Origin of the sequence: Streptomyces sp. MRC013 (genome assembly GCF_023614235.1) — a bacterium.
Classification (GTDB): Bacteria; Actinomycetota; Actinomycetes; order Streptomycetales; family Streptomycetaceae; genus Streptomyces.
In genome coordinates, this window is the sequence record NZ_CP094264.1 from 4,636,497 (window position 1) to 4,653,199 (window position 16,703).

General features: G+C 72.7%; 14 protein-coding genes. 12 read left to right on the forward strand and 2 right to left on the reverse strand.

Features of this window, described 5'->3' with window-relative positions:
* Position 1 precedes the first annotated feature (1 nt).
* The 3 genes from secF to LUW75_RS21105 all read left to right on the forward strand — a co-directional run bounded on the left by secF (position 2) and on the right by LUW75_RS21105 (position 4,527).
* The gene (gene secF / locus LUW75_RS21095; protein WP_250337009.1) at positions 2–1,087 is read left to right on the forward strand and encodes a protein translocase subunit SecF; all 1,086 of its coding nucleotides are present in this window, start codon (positions 2–4) and stop codon (positions 1,085–1,087) included.
* Positions 1,087–1,632 (forward strand): adenine phosphoribosyltransferase, encoded by a 546-nt coding sequence (locus LUW75_RS21100; protein WP_250337010.1) that lies wholly within the window; start codon positions 1,087–1,089, stop codon positions 1,630–1,632. Before secF ends, LUW75_RS21100 begins: the two co-directional genes overlap by 1 nt.
* Positions 1,633–2,058: 426 nt before the next feature.
* Positions 2,059–4,527: a RelA/SpoT family protein gene (locus tag LUW75_RS21105; RefSeq protein WP_250337011.1), complete on the forward strand. Its 2,469-nt coding sequence runs from the start codon at positions 2,059–2,061 to the stop codon at positions 4,525–4,527.
* An 83-nt stretch (positions 4,528–4,610) separates the two neighbouring features.
* Here the strand turns inward: LUW75_RS21105 and LUW75_RS21110 are convergent, their stop codons facing one another.
* Complete coding sequence (locus LUW75_RS21110) at positions 4,611–5,840, reverse strand: DUF349 domain-containing protein (RefSeq protein ID WP_250337012.1); 1,230 nt, start codon at positions 5,838–5,840, stop codon at positions 4,611–4,613.
* 174 nt (positions 5,841–6,014) lie between these two features.
* Positions 6,015–6,803 (reverse strand): peptidylprolyl isomerase, encoded by a 789-nt coding sequence (locus LUW75_RS21115; RefSeq protein ID WP_250337013.1) that lies wholly within the window; start codon positions 6,801–6,803, stop codon positions 6,015–6,017.
* A 140-nt stretch (positions 6,804–6,943) separates the two neighbouring features.
* Between LUW75_RS21115 and LUW75_RS21120 the strand changes: the two genes are divergently transcribed.
* The 9 genes from LUW75_RS21120 (at position 6,944) to ruvX (ending at position 16,627) form a co-directional block, all read left to right on the forward strand.
* Complete coding sequence (locus LUW75_RS21120; RefSeq protein ID WP_250337014.1) at positions 6,944–7,651, forward strand: MBL fold metallo-hydrolase; 708 nt, start codon at positions 6,944–6,946, stop codon at positions 7,649–7,651.
* Positions 7,652–7,664: 13 nt separating this feature from the next.
* Positions 7,665–8,927, forward strand: a complete 1,263-nt coding sequence (gene hisS / locus LUW75_RS21125; RefSeq protein ID WP_250337015.1) for a histidine--tRNA ligase — start codon at positions 7,665–7,667, stop codon at positions 8,925–8,927.
* A 147-nt stretch (positions 8,928–9,074) separates the two neighbouring features.
* Positions 9,075–9,695, forward strand: coding sequence for a vitamin K epoxide reductase family protein (locus tag LUW75_RS21130; RefSeq protein ID WP_250337016.1), 621 nt, complete (start codon positions 9,075–9,077; stop codon positions 9,693–9,695).
* A 57-nt stretch (positions 9,696–9,752) separates the two neighbouring features.
* Entirely contained in the window at positions 9,753–11,258 is a 1,506-nt protein-coding gene (locus LUW75_RS21135; RefSeq protein WP_250337017.1) for a replication-associated recombination protein A, read from the forward strand.
* Between the two features lie 192 nt (positions 11,259–11,450).
* The gene (rpsD, locus tag LUW75_RS21140) at positions 11,451–12,065 is read left to right on the forward strand and encodes a 30S ribosomal protein S4 (RefSeq protein ID WP_168439013.1); all 615 of its coding nucleotides are present in this window, start codon (positions 11,451–11,453) and stop codon (positions 12,063–12,065) included.
* A 626-nt stretch (positions 12,066–12,691) separates the two neighbouring features.
* Complete coding sequence (locus tag LUW75_RS21145; RefSeq protein WP_250337018.1) at positions 12,692–13,132, forward strand: DUF948 domain-containing protein; 441 nt, start codon at positions 12,692–12,694, stop codon at positions 13,130–13,132.
* Positions 13,133–13,140: 8 nt separating this feature from the next.
* Positions 13,141–13,485 (forward strand): hypothetical protein, encoded by a 345-nt coding sequence (locus tag LUW75_RS21150; RefSeq protein ID WP_250337019.1) that lies wholly within the window; start codon positions 13,141–13,143, stop codon positions 13,483–13,485.
* The gene (alaS, locus tag LUW75_RS21155; RefSeq protein WP_250337020.1) at positions 13,485–16,154 is read left to right on the forward strand and encodes an alanine--tRNA ligase; all 2,670 of its coding nucleotides are present in this window, start codon (positions 13,485–13,487) and stop codon (positions 16,152–16,154) included. The genes LUW75_RS21150 and alaS overlap by 1 nt, the downstream gene beginning before the upstream one ends.
* Positions 16,154–16,627, forward strand: a complete 474-nt coding sequence (gene ruvX / locus LUW75_RS21160; RefSeq protein ID WP_250337021.1) for a Holliday junction resolvase RuvX — start codon at positions 16,154–16,156, stop codon at positions 16,625–16,627. The genes alaS and ruvX overlap by 1 nt, the downstream gene beginning before the upstream one ends.
* Positions 16,628–16,703 lie beyond the last annotated feature (76 nt).

A 16,703-nucleotide genomic window follows, 5' to 3' on the forward strand; every position in this document is an offset into this window, starting at 1 on the left:
GATGTCGCGACTCGGAAATCTCGGCGCCCGTCTCTACCGCGGCGAGGTCGGCTACGACTTCGTCGCCAAGCGGATGCTCTGGTACGGCGTCTCGATCCTGATCACGATCACCGCCATCGTCGGCCTGGGCGTGCGCGGCCTCAACATGGGCATCGAGTTCAAGGGCGGCGCCGTCTACACGACGCCCGAGACCACCGTGTCGGCGTCCAAGGCGGAGGAGATCGCCGAGGACGCCGCCGGGCACGACGCGATCGTCCAGGAGCTCGGCACCGGTGGCCTGCGCATCCAGGTCTCCGGCCTGGACACCAAGGCGGCCAACTCCCTCAAGGACGACATCGCCGCGGGCATCGACGTGCCCGTGAAGGACATCACCGCCGAGCTGGTCGGCCCGAGCTGGGGCGAGCAGATCGCCAACAAGGCGTGGACCGGCCTGGGCGTCTTCATGATCCTCGTCGTCGTCTACCTGGCGATCGCCTTCGAGTGGCGCATGGCGGTCGCCGCGCTCATCGCCCTCGTCCACGACCTCACCATCACCGTCGGCGTGTACGCGCTCGTCGGCTTCGAGGTCACGCCGGGCACCGTGATCGGTCTGCTCACCATCCTCGGCTACTCCCTCTACGACACCGTCGTCGTCTTCGACGGCCTGAAGGAGAGTTCGAAGGACATCACCAGGCAGACCCGCTACACGTACAGCGAGATCGCCAACCGCAGCCTCAACGGCACGCTGGTCCGCTCGATCAACACCACCGTCGTGGCGCTCCTGCCGGTCGCCGGCCTGCTGTTCATCGGCGGCGGCTTCCTCGGCGCGGGCATGCTCAACGACATCTCGCTGTCGCTCTTCGTCGGCCTCGCCGCCGGTGCGTACTCCTCGATCTTCATCGCCACGCCGCTCGTCGCGGACCTCAAGGAGCGCGACCCGCAGATGAGGGCGCTGCGCAAGCGCGTCCTCGCCAAGCGGGCCGCCGTCGGGTCGAAGGACGGCTCCGGTCCGCACGGCGACGCCCCCACCGAGGCGCCGGAGGGCGCCGCCGCGGCCGGCGTCGTCGGCCCGCGCGGCCGCCGCAGCCGCTCCGCGGAGAACCGGTGATGACGTCGAGTGCCGTCCGCGAGCTGCTGCTCAGCCGCATCCGGGACGTCCCCGACCACCCCGAGCCCGGTGTGGTCTTCAAGGACATCACACCACTGCTGGCGGACCCGGAGGCGTTCGGCCTGCTCACCGGTGTCCTCACCGAACTGTGCGCACGCTCCGGCGCGACGAAGATCGTCGGTCTGGAGGCGCGCGGGTTCATCCTCGCCGCACCCGTCGCGGTCTCCGCGGGGGTCGGCTTCATCCCGATCCGCAAGGCCGGCAAACTGCCCGGCGCCACGCTGCGGCAGGCGTACGAGCTGGAGTACGGCGCGGCCGAGATCGAGGTCCACGCCGAGGACCTGGCCCCGGGCGACCGGATCCTGGTCATCGATGACGTCCTCGCCACCGGCGGCACCGCCGAGGCGTCGCTGGAGCTCGTCCGCCGGGCGGGCGCCGAGGTCGCCGGTGTGGCCGTCCTCATGGAGCTGGGCTTCCTCGGCGGCCGCGCCCGCCTGGAGCCCGCACTGAAGGGCGCCCCGCTGGAGGCGATCCTCCGGTTGTGAGGGAACCGCCCGCGTGCGAGGGGCGCCCGGCGCACGCCGGGCGCCCCTCGCACGCGTCCCGGGGACCGAGCTCCGGGGGGCACACGCCCTTCCCTCCCTACGGGGTTCCGATGCGGTCCCGAACGGTGCCGCCGACCACGGCATCCCCGTCAGAGGAATCCGGCGAAGACCCCGAACAGGATCACCACGGGGATGGTTTCCGTCGTCTCTCCCGCCGCCGCCTGACCTCCGGGGGGTCCGGGCACCGGTCCGAGCCCCTCTCGCCGCGGGGCCGCGGAGGCCGGGAGCGCACGGGACGGGCGCCGGGACGCACCGGGCGCCGCTCCCCGCCGACGGCCCCCGCCCGGGGCGAGTGCGACGCCCGAGGTGGATACCATGGGATGTCCGGGCCTCACCGGAGGATCCGGACCCGCACGAGGAGCGCCCTTGCCAGACGAGGTCCAGCCACTCTCCGCCGCGACCCCCGACCAGCGGGCCGACCAGGCCGCGGCCCCCTCCGCCACGCCGCCGGCCGGGCAGGACGCGCCGAGCAGGGCCCCCGACGTCGGCCCCGCCCCCGCTTCGCCGCCCAAACCGGCCCCGCCCGTCCCCGCCCGCGCCGCCGCCTCCTCCAGCCGCGTCCGCGCCCGCCTCGCCCGCCTCGGCGTACAGCGCTCCTCCCCGTACAACCCGGTCCTGGAACCGCTGCTGCGCATAGTGCGCGGCAACGACCCGAAGATCGACACGGCCACCCTCCGCCAGATCGAGTACGCCTACCAGGTCGCCGAGCGCTGGCACCGAGGCCAGAAACGCAAGAGCGGCGACCCGTACATCACGCACCCCCTCGCCGTCACCACCATCCTCGCCGAGCTGGGCATGGACCCGGCGACGCTGATGGCGGGCCTCCTCCACGACACCGTCGAGGACACCGAGTACGGCCTGGAGGACCTCCGCCGCGACTTCGGCGACCAGGTCGCCCTCCTCGTCGACGGGGTCACCAAGCTCGACAAGGTCAAGTTCGGCGAGGCCGCCCAGGCCGAGACCGTCCGCAAGATGGTCGTCGCCATGGCGAAGGACCCCCGCGTCCTGGTCATCAAGCTCGCGGACCGCCTCCACAACATGCGCACCATGCGCTACCTCAAGCGGGAGAAGCAGGAGAAGAAGGCCCGCGAGACCCTGGAGATCTACGCCCCGCTCGCCCACCGCCTGGGCATGAACACCATCAAGTGGGAGCTGGAGGACCTCGCCTTCGCGATCCTCTACCCCAAGATGTACGACGAGATCGTCCGCCTCGTGGCCGAACGCGCCCCCAAGCGGGACGAGTACCTCGCCCTGGTGACCGACGAGGTCCAGGCCGACCTGCGCGCCGCCCGCATCAAGGCGACCGTCACCGGCCGCCCCAAGCACTACTACAGCGTCTACCAGAAGATGATCGTCCGCGGACGCGACTTCGCGGAGATCTACGACCTGGTGGGCATCCGCGTCCTCGTCGACACGGTCCGCGACTGCTACGCCGCCCTCGGCACCGTCCACGCGCGGTGGAACCCGGTCCCCGGCCGGTTCAAGGACTACATCGCGATGCCGAAGTTCAACATGTACCAGTCGCTCCACACGACGGTCATCGGTCCCAACGGCAAGCCCGTCGAACTGCAGATCCGCACGTTCGACATGCACCGCCGCGCCGAGTACGGCATCGCCGCGCACTGGAAGTACAAGCAGGACGCCGTCGCCGGCGCCTCCAAGGTCCGCACCGACGTGCCGAAGAGGGCCGGCAAGGACGACCACGTCAACGACATGGCGTGGCTGCGCCAGCTCCTGGACTGGCAGAGGGAGACCGAGGACCCCGGCGAGTTCCTGGAGTCCCTGCGCTTCGACCTGTCGCGCAACGAGGTCTTCGTCTTCACCCCCAAGGGCGACGTCATAGCGCTGCCCGCCGGCGCCACCCCCGTCGACTTCGCGTACGCCGTCCACACCGAGGTCGGCCACCGCACCATAGGGGCCCGGGTCAACGGACGGCTCGTCCCGCTCGAGTCGACCCTCGACAACGGCGACCTGGTCGAGGTCTTCACCTCCAAGGCCGTGGGCGCCGGCCCCTCCCGCGACTGGCTCGGCTTCGTCAAGTCGCCCCGGGCCCGCAACAAGATCCGGCAGTGGTTCTCCAAGGAGCGCCGCGACGAGGCGATCGAGCAGGGCAAGGACGCCATCGCCCGCGCGATGCGCAAGCAGAACCTGCCGATCCAGCGCATCCTCACCGGCGACTCCCTGGTCACCCTCGCCCACGAGATGCGCTACAGCGACATCTCCTCGCTGTACGCGGCGATCGGCGAGGGCCACGTCACCGCCCGGTCGATCGTGCAGAAGCTGGTGCAGGCCCTCGGCGGGGAGGAGGCGGCGACCGAGGACATCGCCGAGACCGCGCCGCCCGCCCGCGGCCGCGCCAAGCGCCGCGCCAAGGCCGACCCCGGCGTCGTCGTCAAGGGCGTCGAGGACGTGTGGGTCAAACTGGCCCGCTGCTGCACCCCGGTGCCCGGCGACCCGATCATCGGCTTCGTCACGCGCGGCAGCGGTGTGTCGGTGCACCGCGCCGACTGCGTCAACGTCGACTCGCTGTCGCAGCAGCCCGAGCGGATCCTCGACGTCGAGTGGGCGCCCACCCAGTCGTCGGTGTTCCTCGTCGCCATCCAGGTCGAGGCGCTGGACCGCTCCCGGCTCCTGTCGGACGTCACCCGCGTCCTGTCCGACCAGCACGTCAACATCCTGTCGGCGGCCGTCCAGACCTCCCGCGACCGGGTCGCCACGTCCCGCTTCACCTTCGAGATGGGTGACCCCAAGCACCTCGGGCACGTCCTGAAGGCCGTCCGCGGGGTGGAGGGCGTGTACGACGTGTACCGCGTGACCTCGGCCCGCCGCCCCTGAGGGGAGCGGCGGCCACCGGGAGAACGCGGAGAGGGCCGGCACGGGGCACCCGTGCCGGCCCTCCCGCCTGCGGGGCGGCCCTCTCAGCCGCCGAACTCCTGCAGGCCCTTCAGCGCCTGGTCCAGCAGCGCCTGCCGGCCCTCCAGCTCACGCGCGAGCTTCTCGGCCTTCGCGTCGTTGCCCGCCGCGCGCGCCGCGTCGATCTGCGCGCGCAGCTTGTCCACGGCCTCCCGCAGCTGACCCGTCAGACCCTCCGCACGGGCGCGCGCCTCCGGGTTGGTGCGGCGCCACTCGGCCTCCTCGGCCTCCTGGATGGCCCGCTCCACCGCGTGCATCCGGCCCTCGACCCTGGGCCGGGCGTCCCGCGGTACGTGGCCGACGGCCTCCCAGCGCTCGTTGAGGGCCCGGAACGCGGCGCGCGCCGCCTTCAGGTCCGTCACCGGCACCAGCTTCTCGGCCTCGGCGGCGAGCTCCTCCTTCAGCTTGAGGTTCTCGGCCTGCTCGGCGTCGCGCTCGGCGAACACCGAGCCGCGCGCCGCGAAGAACACGTCCTGCGCGCCGCGGAAGCGGTTCCACAGCTCGTCCTCGTGCTCACGCTGCGCCCGGCCCGCGGCCTTCCACTCCGCCATCAGCTCCCGGTACCGCGCGGCCGTCGCCCCCCAGTCCGTGGAGCCCGACAGCGCCTCGGCCTCCGCCACCAGCCGCTCCTTCGCCCGCCGGGCCTCCTCGCGCTGCGCGTCCAGCGCCGCGAAGTGCGCCTTGCGCCGCTTCGAGAACGCCGACCGGGCGTGCGAGAAGCGGTGCCACAGCTCGTCGTCGGACTTCCGGTCGAGCCGGGGCAGACCCTTCCACGTGTCCACCAGGGCGCGCAGCCGCTCGCCGGCGACCCGCCACTGCTCGCTCTGCGCGAGTTCCTCGGCCTCCGCGACCAGCGCCTCCTTGGCCTGCCGCGCCTCGTCGGCCTGCCTGGCCTTCTGGGCCCTGCGTTCCTCGCGCCGCGACTCCACCGTCTCGACGAGCCCGTCCAAGCGCTTCGAGAGCGCGTCGAGGTCTCCGACGGCGTGGTGCTCGTCGACCTGCAGGCGCAGGTGGTCGATGGCGGCCATCGCGTCCTTCGCGGACAGGTCGGTGGTCTTCACCCGCCGCTCGAGGAGGCCGATCTCGACAACCAGTCCCTCGTACTTGCGCTCGAAGTAGGCCAGTGCCTCCTCGGGAGAGCCGGCCTGCCACGAGCCGACGACCTTCTCGCCGTCGGCAGTACGCACGTACACGGTGCCCGTCTCGTCGACGCGGCCCCACCGGTCGCTGCTCACAGCGCCTCCTCCACATGATGCCGGCGCGAGGGGTCTCCCCCGGGCATCGTCCACAGTTTCCCGGACGGGCCTCGCCCGTCCTCCACGGCGTGCGTCCAGTCCACGCCGTACGACGCCAATCTAGGCGAACGGCCGCCCGGCTGTCCGCTCCCAGCGCGACCGGAATCCGGCGGTTCACCTCTTGCTCACGGTGGCCTTCCCGACCGTGACGGGCTTCTTCGGCGCCCCGTCCCCGGTGCCGCCCTCGACCCCCGCCTTCGCGACGTCCCGGACCGCCTTGAGGCCGGCGGCGTCGAGCGTCCCGAACGGCGTGTACTTCGGAGGCAGCCGGCTGTCCTCGTAGACGAGGAAGAACTGGCTGCCGCCGCTGTTCGGGCTGCCCGTGTTGGCCATCGCCACCGTGCCCGCCCTGAACGTCACCTTGCCGTCCGGCCCCGCCTTGCCGAGGGACGCCAGGTCCTCGTCGGGGATGTCGTAGCCGGGACCGCCCGTGCCGTCGCCCTGCGGGTCGCCGCACTGCAGGACGAAGATGCCCTGCGTGGTCAGCCGGTGGCACTTCGTGCCGTCGAAGTACTTCTCGTCCGCGAGGTGCTTGAAGGAGTTGACCGTCCGCGGCGTCCTCGCGGCGTCCATGGAGACCACGAGATCGCCCACGTTCGTCTTCAGCGTCATCGTGTACGCCGCCTTGGTGTCGACCGCCAGAGGCGGCTCGGGCGGGGGCGAGGAGGCGTCCGGTGAGGGGGTCGCCTCCGGCCCGGCCGCGGCCTCGACCCCGTCGGCGTCGCGCCCGGTCAGCTGCACGGAGGCGTACACGGCGCCGCCCGCCGTCAGGGCCACGGCGAGCGCGGCGGCCACGACCGCGTTGCGGCGCCGGTTCCTCCTCCGCGCCTCCTCGCGCCGGAGCCGCTGCCGCTCGAACTTCTCCCGGGCGAGCTGCCGCCGCCGCTGATCGTTGCTGACCACCTGGTCTCCTCCTCGTCGCTCGTCCGGTCCCGCCCGGGGCTGGTGTGTCCGTACCGTATACGGGTTGGCCGGGGAACGAGCAGCGCCGGTAGGCTCTGAGCTGCTGCATCCTCCCGCCGGACGACTATCTGAGGACGATCGTGCTTATTGCCGGGTTCCCCGCCGGGGCCTGGGGGACCAACTGCTACGTGGTCGCCCCCTCCGCGGGCGAGGAGTGCGTGATCATCGACCCGGGCCACCGGGCCGCCCGCGGGGTCGAGGAGACGCTGAGGAAGCATCGGCTCAAGCCCGTGGCGGTGGTGCTCACCCACGGCCACATCGACCACGTCGCCTCCGTCGTCCCGGTCTGCGGGGCCCACGACGTGCCCGCCTGGATCCACCCGGCCGACCGGTACATGATGAGCGACCCGGCAAAGGCCCTCGGCCGCTCCATCGGCATGCCGCTCATGGGGGAGCTGACCGTCGGCGAGCCGGACGACGTCCACGAGCTCACCGACGGCGCGCGGCTGGAGCTCGCCGGCCTGGAGCTCACCGTCGCGCACGCGCCCGGCCATACCAAGGGGTCGGTGACCTTCGGGCTGCCCGGGGCTGCGGAGGTCCCGCCGGTCCTCTTCTCGGGCGACCTGCTGTTCGCCGGCTCCATCGGACGCACCGACCTGCCCGGCGGCGACATGGACGAGATGCTCGCGTCGCTGGCCCGCGTGTGCCTGCCGCTCGACGACTCGACCGTGGTGCTGTCCGGCCACGGCCCCCAGACCACCATCGGCCGCGAGCGCGCCACCAACCCGTACCTGCGGGAGGTGGCCGCCGGCCCCGGGAGCTTCACGGCTCCCCGACGAGGAATGTGACGAGAGACCTCCCGTGAGTACTTTCCAGGCCCCCAAGGGCACGTACGACCTGCTGCCGCCGCGTTCGGCGACGTTCCTCGCCGTGCGCGAGGCCATCGCCGCGCCCCTGAGGAACTCCGGCTACGGCTACGTCGAGACGCCCGGCTTCGAGAACGTCGAACTGTTCGCGCGCGGCGTCGGCGAGTCCACCGACATCGTGACCAAGGAGATGTACGCCTTCGAGACCAAGGGCGGCGACAGGCTGGCCCTGCGCCCCGAGGGGACGGCCTCGGTGCTCCGCGCCGCGCTGGAGGCCAACCTCCACCGCCAGGGGAACCTGCCGGTCAAGCTCTGGTACTCGGGCTCCTACTACCGGTACGAGCAGCCGCAGGCGGGCCGCTACCGCCACTTCTCCCAGGTCGGCGCCGAGGCGATCGGCGCCGAGGACCCGGCGCTGGACGCCGAGCTGGTCATCCTGGCCGACCAGGCGTACCGGTCGCTCGGCCTGCGCGACTTCCGCATCCTGCTGAACTCGCTCGGCGACGGGAAGTGCCGCCCGCTCTACCGCGAGGCGCTCCAGGGCTTCCTGCGCGGCCTGGACCTGGACGGGGAGACCCGCCGCCGGATCGAGATCAACCCGCTGCGCGTCCTCGACGACAAGCGCGCCGAGGTCCGCAGGCAGCTCGCGGACGCGCCGCTCCTGCGCGACCACCTGTGCGACGCGTGCAAGGCGTACCACGAGGAGGTGCGGTCGCTGCTGACGGCGGCGGGCGTGGCCTTCGAGGACGACGAGAAGCTGGTGCGCGGCCTCGACTACTACACGCGGACCACGTTCGAGTTCGTCCACGACGGGCTCGGCGCCCAGTCCGCGGTGGGCGGCGGCGGCCGGTACGACGGGCTGTCCGAGATGATCGGCGGCCCCGCGCTGCCGTCCGTGGGGTGGGCGCTCGGCGTCGACCGCACGGTCCTGGCCCTGGAGGCCGAGGGCGTGGCCCTCGACGTCCCGGCCGCCACGGACGTCTTCGCCGTGGCCCTGGGCGACGGTGCCAAGCGGCGCCTGTTCGGACTCGTCACGGAGCTCCGCAGGGCCGGTGTCGCCGCGGACGTGGCGTACGGCGGCAAGAGCATGAAGGCGGGCATGAAGGCGGCGAACCGTTCGGGGGCCCGCTACGCGCTCATCGCCGGTGACCGGGACGTCGAGGAGGGCGTGGTCCAGCTCAAGGACCTGGAGTCCGGCGAGCAGGAGCCCCTCGCGTTCGACTCGGTCATCGGCGGACTCCGGGCCAGGCTGGGCTGACCGGCTCGTCCCGGAGAGGGCGGGGGGCCCGTGACGGACGCCCCGCCCTCACTTATGCCCACCGAACGGCGCACCGGGTCCCCCGTCCGGCACAATGACCACTGCCTCGGCACCCTCCATCCACCCCCTACCGACGGAACGGCTGGTATGACGACGAAAGCTGCGGTCGACGACGCCTCCCCGGACTCCCGCGCCCTCGGCGCCGGCCGGGCGTTCGCCTGGATGCTGGTCACCACCGGCGCGGCGGGGCTGCTGGCCGCCTGGATCATCACCCTCGACAAGTTCAGGATCCTCGAAGACCCCACCTTCGTCCCCGGCTGCAATTTCAACCCGGTCCTGGCCTGCGGCAGCATCATGGAGAGCGACCAGGCGACGGTGTTCGGCTTCCCGAACCCGATGCTGGGGCTCGTCACGTACGGCATGGTGGTCGCCATAGGCGTCGGCCTGCTCGCCGGCGCCCGCTACCGCCGCTGGTACTGGCTGGGTCTCAACGCGGGCACGCTGTTCGGCGTCGGGTTCTGCACCTGGCTCATGGTCGAGTCCCTCTACGCGATCAACGCGCTGTGCCTGTGGTGCTGCCTGGCCTGGGCCGCCACGATCATCATGTTCTGGTACGTGACCTCGTACAACGTCCGCAACGGCCTCCTGCCCGCGCCGTCCGGCCTGCGGCGCTTCCTCGACGAGTTCACCTGGGTCCTGCCGGTGCTGCACCTCGGGGCCATCGGGATGCTGATCCTGACGCGCTGGTGGGACATCTGGCTCGGCTGACCGGCCGGCCCCGGCACCCCGCCGGGGCCGGCGGACCGCTGGCATAGGCTTCACGGTGTGGAGCCCGACCTCTTTACCGCCGCCGCCGAGGACCGCCAGGAGAAGGAGCCGTCGCGCAGCCCGCTCGCGGTGCGGATGCGCCCGCGGACCCTGGACGAGGTCGTCGGGCAGCGGCACCTGCTGAAGCCCGGGTCGCCGCTGCGCCGCCTGGTCGGCGAAGGCGGGGGCGGCCCGGCCGGGACCTCGTCCGTCGTCCTCTGGGGTCCGCCCGGCACCGGCAAGACGACCCTGGCGCACGTGGTCTCCAGGGCCACCGACAAGCGTTTCGTGGAACTGTCCGCGATCACCGCCGGGGTGAAGGAGGTTCGCGCGGTCATCGACGGCGCTCGCCGCGCGGCGGGGGGTTTCGGCAAGGAGACCGTGCTGTTCCTGGACGAGATCCACCGCTTCAGCAAGGCGCAGCAGGACTCGTTGCTGCCGGCCGTCGAGAACCGCTGGGTCACCCTCGTCGCGGCGACGACGGAGAACCCCTACTTCTCGGTGATCTCCCCGCTGCTCTCCCGCTCCCTCCTGTTGACGCTGGAGCCGCTCACCGACGACGACTTGCGCGGTCTGCTGCGGCGCGCGCTGACCGGGGAACGCGGCCTGGCCGGCGAGGTCGCACTGCCCGAGGACGCGGAGGAGCACCTGCTGCGCATCGCCGGCGGCGACGCGCGGCGGGCGCTGACGGCGCTGGAGGCGGCGGCCGGGGCGGCCATGGCCAAGGGCGAGACGGAGATCACGCTCGCCACGCTGGAGGAGACCGTGGACCGCGCCGCGGTGAGGTACGACCGGGACGGCGACCAGCACTACGACGTGGCGAGCGCCTTCATCAAGTCGATCCGCGGCTCGGACGTGGACGCGGCGCTGCACTACCTGGCCCGGATGATCGAGGCGGGGGAGGACCCGCGGTTCATCGCGCGGCGGCTGATGATCTCCGCGAGCGAGGACGTCGGGCTCGCGGACCCGACGGCGCTGCCCACCGCGGTGGCCGCGGCCCAGGCGGTCGCGATGATCGGCTTCCCCGAGGCGGCCCTGACGCTCAGCCACGCCACGATCGCCCTGGCCCTGGCGCCGAAGTCGAACGCCGCCACGCTGGCCGTCCAGGCCGCCCGGGCGGACGTCCGGGCGGGACTCGCCGGACCGGTGCCGGCGCACCTGCGCGACGGGCACTACAAGGGGGCGGCCGGGCTGGGGCACGCGCAGGGGTACGTGTACCCGCACGACGTGCCGGGCGGGATCGCCGCCCAGCAGTACGCCCCGGACGCGGTGCGGGAGCGGCGCTACTACCGACCGACCCGCTACGGCGCGGAAGCGCGGTACGCGGAGGTGGTGGAGAAGGTGCGGGAGCGGCTGCGCGGCGACGGGGCGGCCCCCGGCGGCCGTCCTAGGAGCGGTGGCCGCGGCCACCGCAGCCGAAAGCGGTCCCCCGGCGGCCGTCCGGGGCGGGGCGGCCGCCCCGGGAACCGGCGGTGCCGCGGAGCGTGTACCCTGTACGGGAGTTCGTGTGCGCTCGGCTGCTGACGGCATCCGGGCGATCTCCAGCCCGTCGGGACGCGGCTGACCATGAGCTGATCGGACCTCCGTCACATCGATGCCCCATCGGGAGGCATCGCTCTTCGTGTTGCTGTCTGTGATGCGCGTGGTGTTCCCAGGGCGAGACATGCGATCTCCTTGAGTAAGGTGAACCTAACCTATTTCGGAGGTCTGGAGAACGTGCCTAACCAGTCGCGTCCCAAGGTCAAGAAGTCGCGTGCGCTCGGCATCGCCCTGACGCCGAAGGCCGTCAAGTACTTCGAGGCCCGCCCGTACCCGCCGGGTGAGCACGGCCGCGGTCGCAAGCAGAACTCGGACTACAAGGTCCGTCTGCTCGAGAAGCAGCGCCTGCGCGCCCAGTACGACATCAGCGAGCGCCAGATGGCCCGCGCCTACGACCGCGCGAAGAAGGCCGAGGGCAAGACGGGCGAGGCGCTGGTCGTCGAGCTCGAGCGCCGTCTCGACGCGCTGGTCCTGCGTTCGGGCATCGCCCGCACCATCTACCAGGCCCGTCAGATGGTCGTCCACGGCCACATCGAGGTCAACGGCCAGAAGGTCGACAAGCCGTCCTTCCGCGTCCGCCCCGACGACGTCGTGATGGTCCGCGAGCGCTCGCGCGGCAAGACGCTGTTCCAGGTCGCCCGCGAGGGCGGTTTCGCCCCCGACGGTGAGACCCCGCGCTACCTGCAGGTCAACCTGAAGGCCCTGGCCTTCCGCCTCGACCGCGAGCCGAACCGCAAGGAGATCCCGGTCATCTGCGACGAGCAGCTCGTCGTCGAGTACTACGCCCGCTGATCCGGGCGCGGCGGCCACGCCGCCGCAGCGGTTCCCGGCCCGCCGGCTCCCCGCCCTCATCGGCGGGGAGCCGGCGGGCCCCGGTGTACCCGGGGCCGACGGGGCGCCGCCGGGAGCGGCGTGCCGGGTCCGTACGCGTGTCCGGGGCGTTCGGGCACGCCGGGGGCCGGTCCGAGGGGGCGCACGACGGGCGGCCGCCGCCCGTACTTCGCGCCCGGCCCTCCCTTCCGGCTCCCCCTCCGTCCCGCCGCCCCCGGCACGTCGTGCCCCGGCCGGTCCGGGTTCCCCACCTCCACGGCCCCCACCGGTCGTGCCCCGTCGCGCGTACGGCGCCGCCCCGCGGCGGCACGGGATCCCGGGGCGGCGCACCCGGTCCTGCGGCCTTCCGTCCGGCGGACCGGTTTCGGGCGCGGACGGGCGGTCGCCTCGGGAGGGCGCAGGGAGCGCGGAAGCACGAGGAGCGCGGAGCGCGCCCGCGCCGCCGCGCCCCGTGAGGCCGGGCGGGCCCGTGCCCGTCCGGCGGCCGTCAAACCGGTTCGGGGAGCCACCACGGGCGCGATAGGCTCGGAGGACGACTTTCGGGTGCCCAAGACCGAGGGCTTCGACGAGCAGAGAGCGGTGCTGCAGTGACCGGTGGAGAGGTTGCCGGGATCCTGGTGGCCGTCTTCTGGGCGATCCTGGTCTCCTTCCTGGCCGTGGTGCTGGCGAGGCTGGCCCAGACGCTCAAGGCGACCACCCGGCTCGTGGCGGACGTGACCGAGCAGGCGGTGCCCCTGCTGGCCGACGCCTCCGCGACCGTGCGCTCCGCGCAGACCCAGCTCGACCGGGTCGACGCCATCGCCTCGGACGTCCAGGAGGTCACCTCCAACGCGTCCGCCCTCTCCACGACCGTCGCCTCCACCTTCGGCGGTCCCCTGGTCAAGGTCGCGGCGTTCGGCTACGGCGTACGCCGGGCGCTGGGCCGCGACAGGGGCGAGCGGCCCGCCGAACGGCAGCGGTCGCGGCGCACCGTCATCGTCGGCCGCGCGGTGCCCGGGGCACGCGGCGGCCGGAACCGGAAAGGCTGACGCGACACATGTTCCGCCGGGCATTCTGGTTCACCGCCGGCGCGGCAGCCGGCGTGTGGGCCACCACCAAGGTCAACCGCAAGCTCAAGCGGCTCACTCCCGAGAGCCTCGCCGCCCAGGCCGCAGACAAGGCGATCGAGACGGGCCACCGGCTCAAGGACTTCGCCCTCGACGTCCGCGCGGGAATGCTCCAGCGCGAGGCGGAGCTGGAAGAGGCACTGGGGCTGGACGCGCCGGCCGACCCGGCGGCCCTCCCGGCCCCCCGCCGCACGGCGCTCGGCCCCGGCGGCACCGCGGCCGTCCCCGCCCACCCGCACCCCACCCACCCGTACGACCGGAATGAGGACCACTGATGGAGTCGGCTGAAATCCGCCGCCGCTGGCTGAGCTTCTTCGAGGAGCGCGGGCACACCGTCGTGCCTTCGGCGTCGCTCATCGCGGACGACCCGACTCTGCTGCTCGTCCCCGCCGGCATGGTGCCCTTCAAGCCCTACTTCCTGGGTGAGGCCAAGCCGCCGTACACGCGCGCCGCCAGCGTCCAGAAGTGCGTGCGCACCCCGGACATCGAAGAGGTCGGCAAGACCACCCGCCACGGCACGTTCTTCCAGATGTGCGGCAACTTCTCCTTCGGCGACTACTTCAAGGAAGGCGCCATCAAGCTCGCCTGGGAGCTGCTGACCACCCCGGCCGAGCACGGCGGCTACGGGCTTGAGCCGGAGCGGCTCTGGATCACGGTCTACCAGGACGACGACGAGGCCGAGCAGATCTGGCGCGACGTCGTGGGCGTCCCCGCCGAACGCATCCAGCGCCTGGGCAAGAAGGACAACTTCTGGTCCATGAGCGTCCCCGGCCCCTGCGGCCCCTGCTCCGAGATCAACTACGACCGCGGCCCCGAGTTCGGCGCCGAGGGCGGCCCCGCCGTCAACGACGAGCGGTACGTGGAGATCTGGAACCTCGTCTTCATGCAGTACGAGCGCGGCGAGGGCACCGGCAAGGACGACTTCCCGATCCTCGGCGACCTCCCGAGCAAGAACATCGACACCGGCCTCGGTCTGGAGCGCCTGGCGATGATCCTCCAGGGCGTGCGGAACATGTACGAGACCGACACCCTGAAGGTCGTCATCGACCAGGCCACCGAGCTCACCGGCGTCGCCTACGGCCGGGCCCGGGACAGCGACGTCTCCCTGCGCGTGGTCGCCGACCACATGCGCACCTCCGTCATGCTCATCGGCGACGGCGTCACCCCCGGCAACGAGGGCCGCGGCTACGTGCTGCGCCGCATCATGCGCCGCGCCATCCGCAACATGCGCCTCCTCGGCGCCGACGGTCCGGTCGTCGGCCGGCTCGTCGACACGGTCGTCCGCACCATGGGCGAGCAGTACCCGGAGCTGGAGACCGACCGCAAGCGCATCGAGACGGTCGCCCTCGCCGAGGAGGCCGCCTTCCTGAAGACGCTGAAGGCCGGCACCAACATCCTCGACACGGCCGTCACCGAGGCCAGGGCCTCCGGCGGCCGGGTCCTCCCCGGCGACAAGGCGTTCCTCCTCCACGACACGTGGGGCTTCCCCATCGACCTCACCCTGGAGATGGCCGCCGAGCAGGGCCTGACCGTGGACGAGGAGGGCTTCCGCCGCCTGATGAGGGAGCAGCGGGAGCGGGCCAAGGCCGACGCCCGGGCCAAGAAGACCGGCCACGCCGACGTCACCGCGTACCGGGAGATCGCCGACACCGCCGGCGCCACCGAGTTCACCGGCTACACCAGCACCGAGGGCGAGAGCACGATCGTCGGCCTCCTCGTCAACGGCGTCCCGTCGCCGGCCGCCTCCGAGGGCGACGACGTCGAGGTCGTCCTCGACCGCACGCCCTTCTACGCCGAGGGCGGCGGCCAGATCGCCGACACCGGCCGCATCAGGCTGCACAGCGGTGCCGTCATCGAGGTGCGCGACGTGCAGCAGCCGGTTCCCGGGGTGTCCGTGCACAAGGGCGCGGTCCAGGTCGGCGAGGTGACCGTGGGCGCCACCGCCTACGCCGCCATCGACGTGCGCCGCCGCCGGGCCATCGCCCGCGCCCACAGCGCCACCCACCTCACCCACCAGGCGCTGCGCGACGCCCTCGGCCCGACGGCCGCCCAGGCCGGTTCGGAGAACCAGCCCGGCCGCTTCCGCTTCGACTTCGGCTCCCCGTCCGCGGTGCCGCAGGCGGTCATGACGGACGTCGAGCAGAAGATCAACGAGGTGCTGTCCCGCGAGCTCGACGTGCACGCCGAGGTCATGCCGATCGACGAGGCCAAGCGCCAGGGCGCCATCGCCGAGTTCGGCGAGAAGTACGGCGAGCGGGTCCGCGTCGTCACCATCGGCGACTTCTCCAAGGAGCTGTGCGGCGGTACGCACGTCGGCAACACGGCCCAGCTGGGCCTGGTGAAGCTGCTCGGCGAGTCCTCCATCGGCTCCGGCGTGCGCCGTATCGAGGCCCTCGTCGGTGTCGACGCGTACAACTTCCTCGCCCGCGAGCACACGGTCGTCGCCCAGCTCCAGGAGCTGGTCAAGGGCCGTCCCGAGGAGCTCCCCGAGAAGATCTCCGGCATGCTCGCCAAGCTCAAGGACGCCGAGAAGGAGATCGAGAGGTTCCGCGCGGAGAAGGTCCTCCAGGCCGCCGCCGGGCTCGCCGAGTCCGCCAGGGACGTCCGCGGCGTCGCCCTGGTCACCGGGCGGGTCCCGGACGGCACGGGCGCCGACGACCTGCGCAGGCTCGTCCTCGACGTGCGCGGCCGCATCCCCGGCGACCGCCCCGCCGTCGTCGCCCTGTTCGCCACGGCCGGTGGCCGCCCGCTGACGGTGATCGCCACCAACGAGGCCGCCCGCGAGCGCGGCCTCAAGGCCGGCGACCTGGTCCGCACCGCCGCCAAGACCCTCGGCGGCGGTGGCGGTGGCAAGCCGGACGTCGCCCAGGGCGGCGGCCAGGACCCCCAGGCCGTCGGCGCCGCCGTCGAGGCCGTCGAGCGCCTGGTCGCCGAGACCGCCTGATGAGCGGCGTGCGACGCGGACGCCGGCTGGCGGTCGACGTCGGGGACGCCCGGATCGGGGTCGCCTCGTGCGACCCCGACGGGGTCCTCGCCACGCCGGTGGAGACCGTGCCGGGACGCGACGTCCCGGCCGCCCACCGGCGGTTGCGGCGGCTGGTCGAGGAGTACGAGCCGATCGAGGTCGTCATGGGCCTGCCCCGCTCCCTCAACGGGCGGGAGGGCCCGGCCGCCGCGAAGGTCCGCGACTTCGCCCGGGAACTGGCCAGGGGCATCGCCCCGGTGCCGGTCCGGCTGGTCGACGAGCGGATGACCACCGTCTCCGCGACGCAGGGGCTGCGCGCCTCGGGGGTGAAGGCGAAGAAGGGCCGGTCCGTCATCGACCAGGCGGCAGCCGTGATCATCCTGCAGAACGCCCTCGAGTCCGAACGGGCCTCGGGCAGTCCGCCCGGTGAAGGCGTCGAAGTGGCCCCCTGATCGCGGTACGGTAACGTTCCGCGCGATGCGGTGGTGTTCGAACAGCCGCCGCACGACGTAGAGGCGGACCTCCCGG

Coding starts and splice junctions, on each gene's coding strand:
- ruvX (WP_250337021.1), top strand. CDS start 16,154: ATGAGCGGCGTGCGACGCGGACGCCGGCTGGCGGTCGACGTCGGGGAC.
- LUW75_RS21100 (WP_250337010.1), top strand. CDS start 1,087: ATGACGTCGAGTGCCGTCCGCGAGCTGCTGCTCAGCCGCATCCGGGAC.
- secF (WP_250337009.1), top strand. CDS start 2: ATGTCGCGACTCGGAAATCTCGGCGCCCGTCTCTACCGCGGCGAGGTC.
- LUW75_RS21150 (WP_250337019.1), top strand. CDS start 13,141: ATGTTCCGCCGGGCATTCTGGTTCACCGCCGGCGCGGCAGCCGGCGTG.
- alaS (WP_250337020.1), top strand. CDS start 13,485: ATGGAGTCGGCTGAAATCCGCCGCCGCTGGCTGAGCTTCTTCGAGGAG.
- LUW75_RS21130 (WP_250337016.1), top strand. CDS start 9,075: ATGACGACGAAAGCTGCGGTCGACGACGCCTCCCCGGACTCCCGCGCC.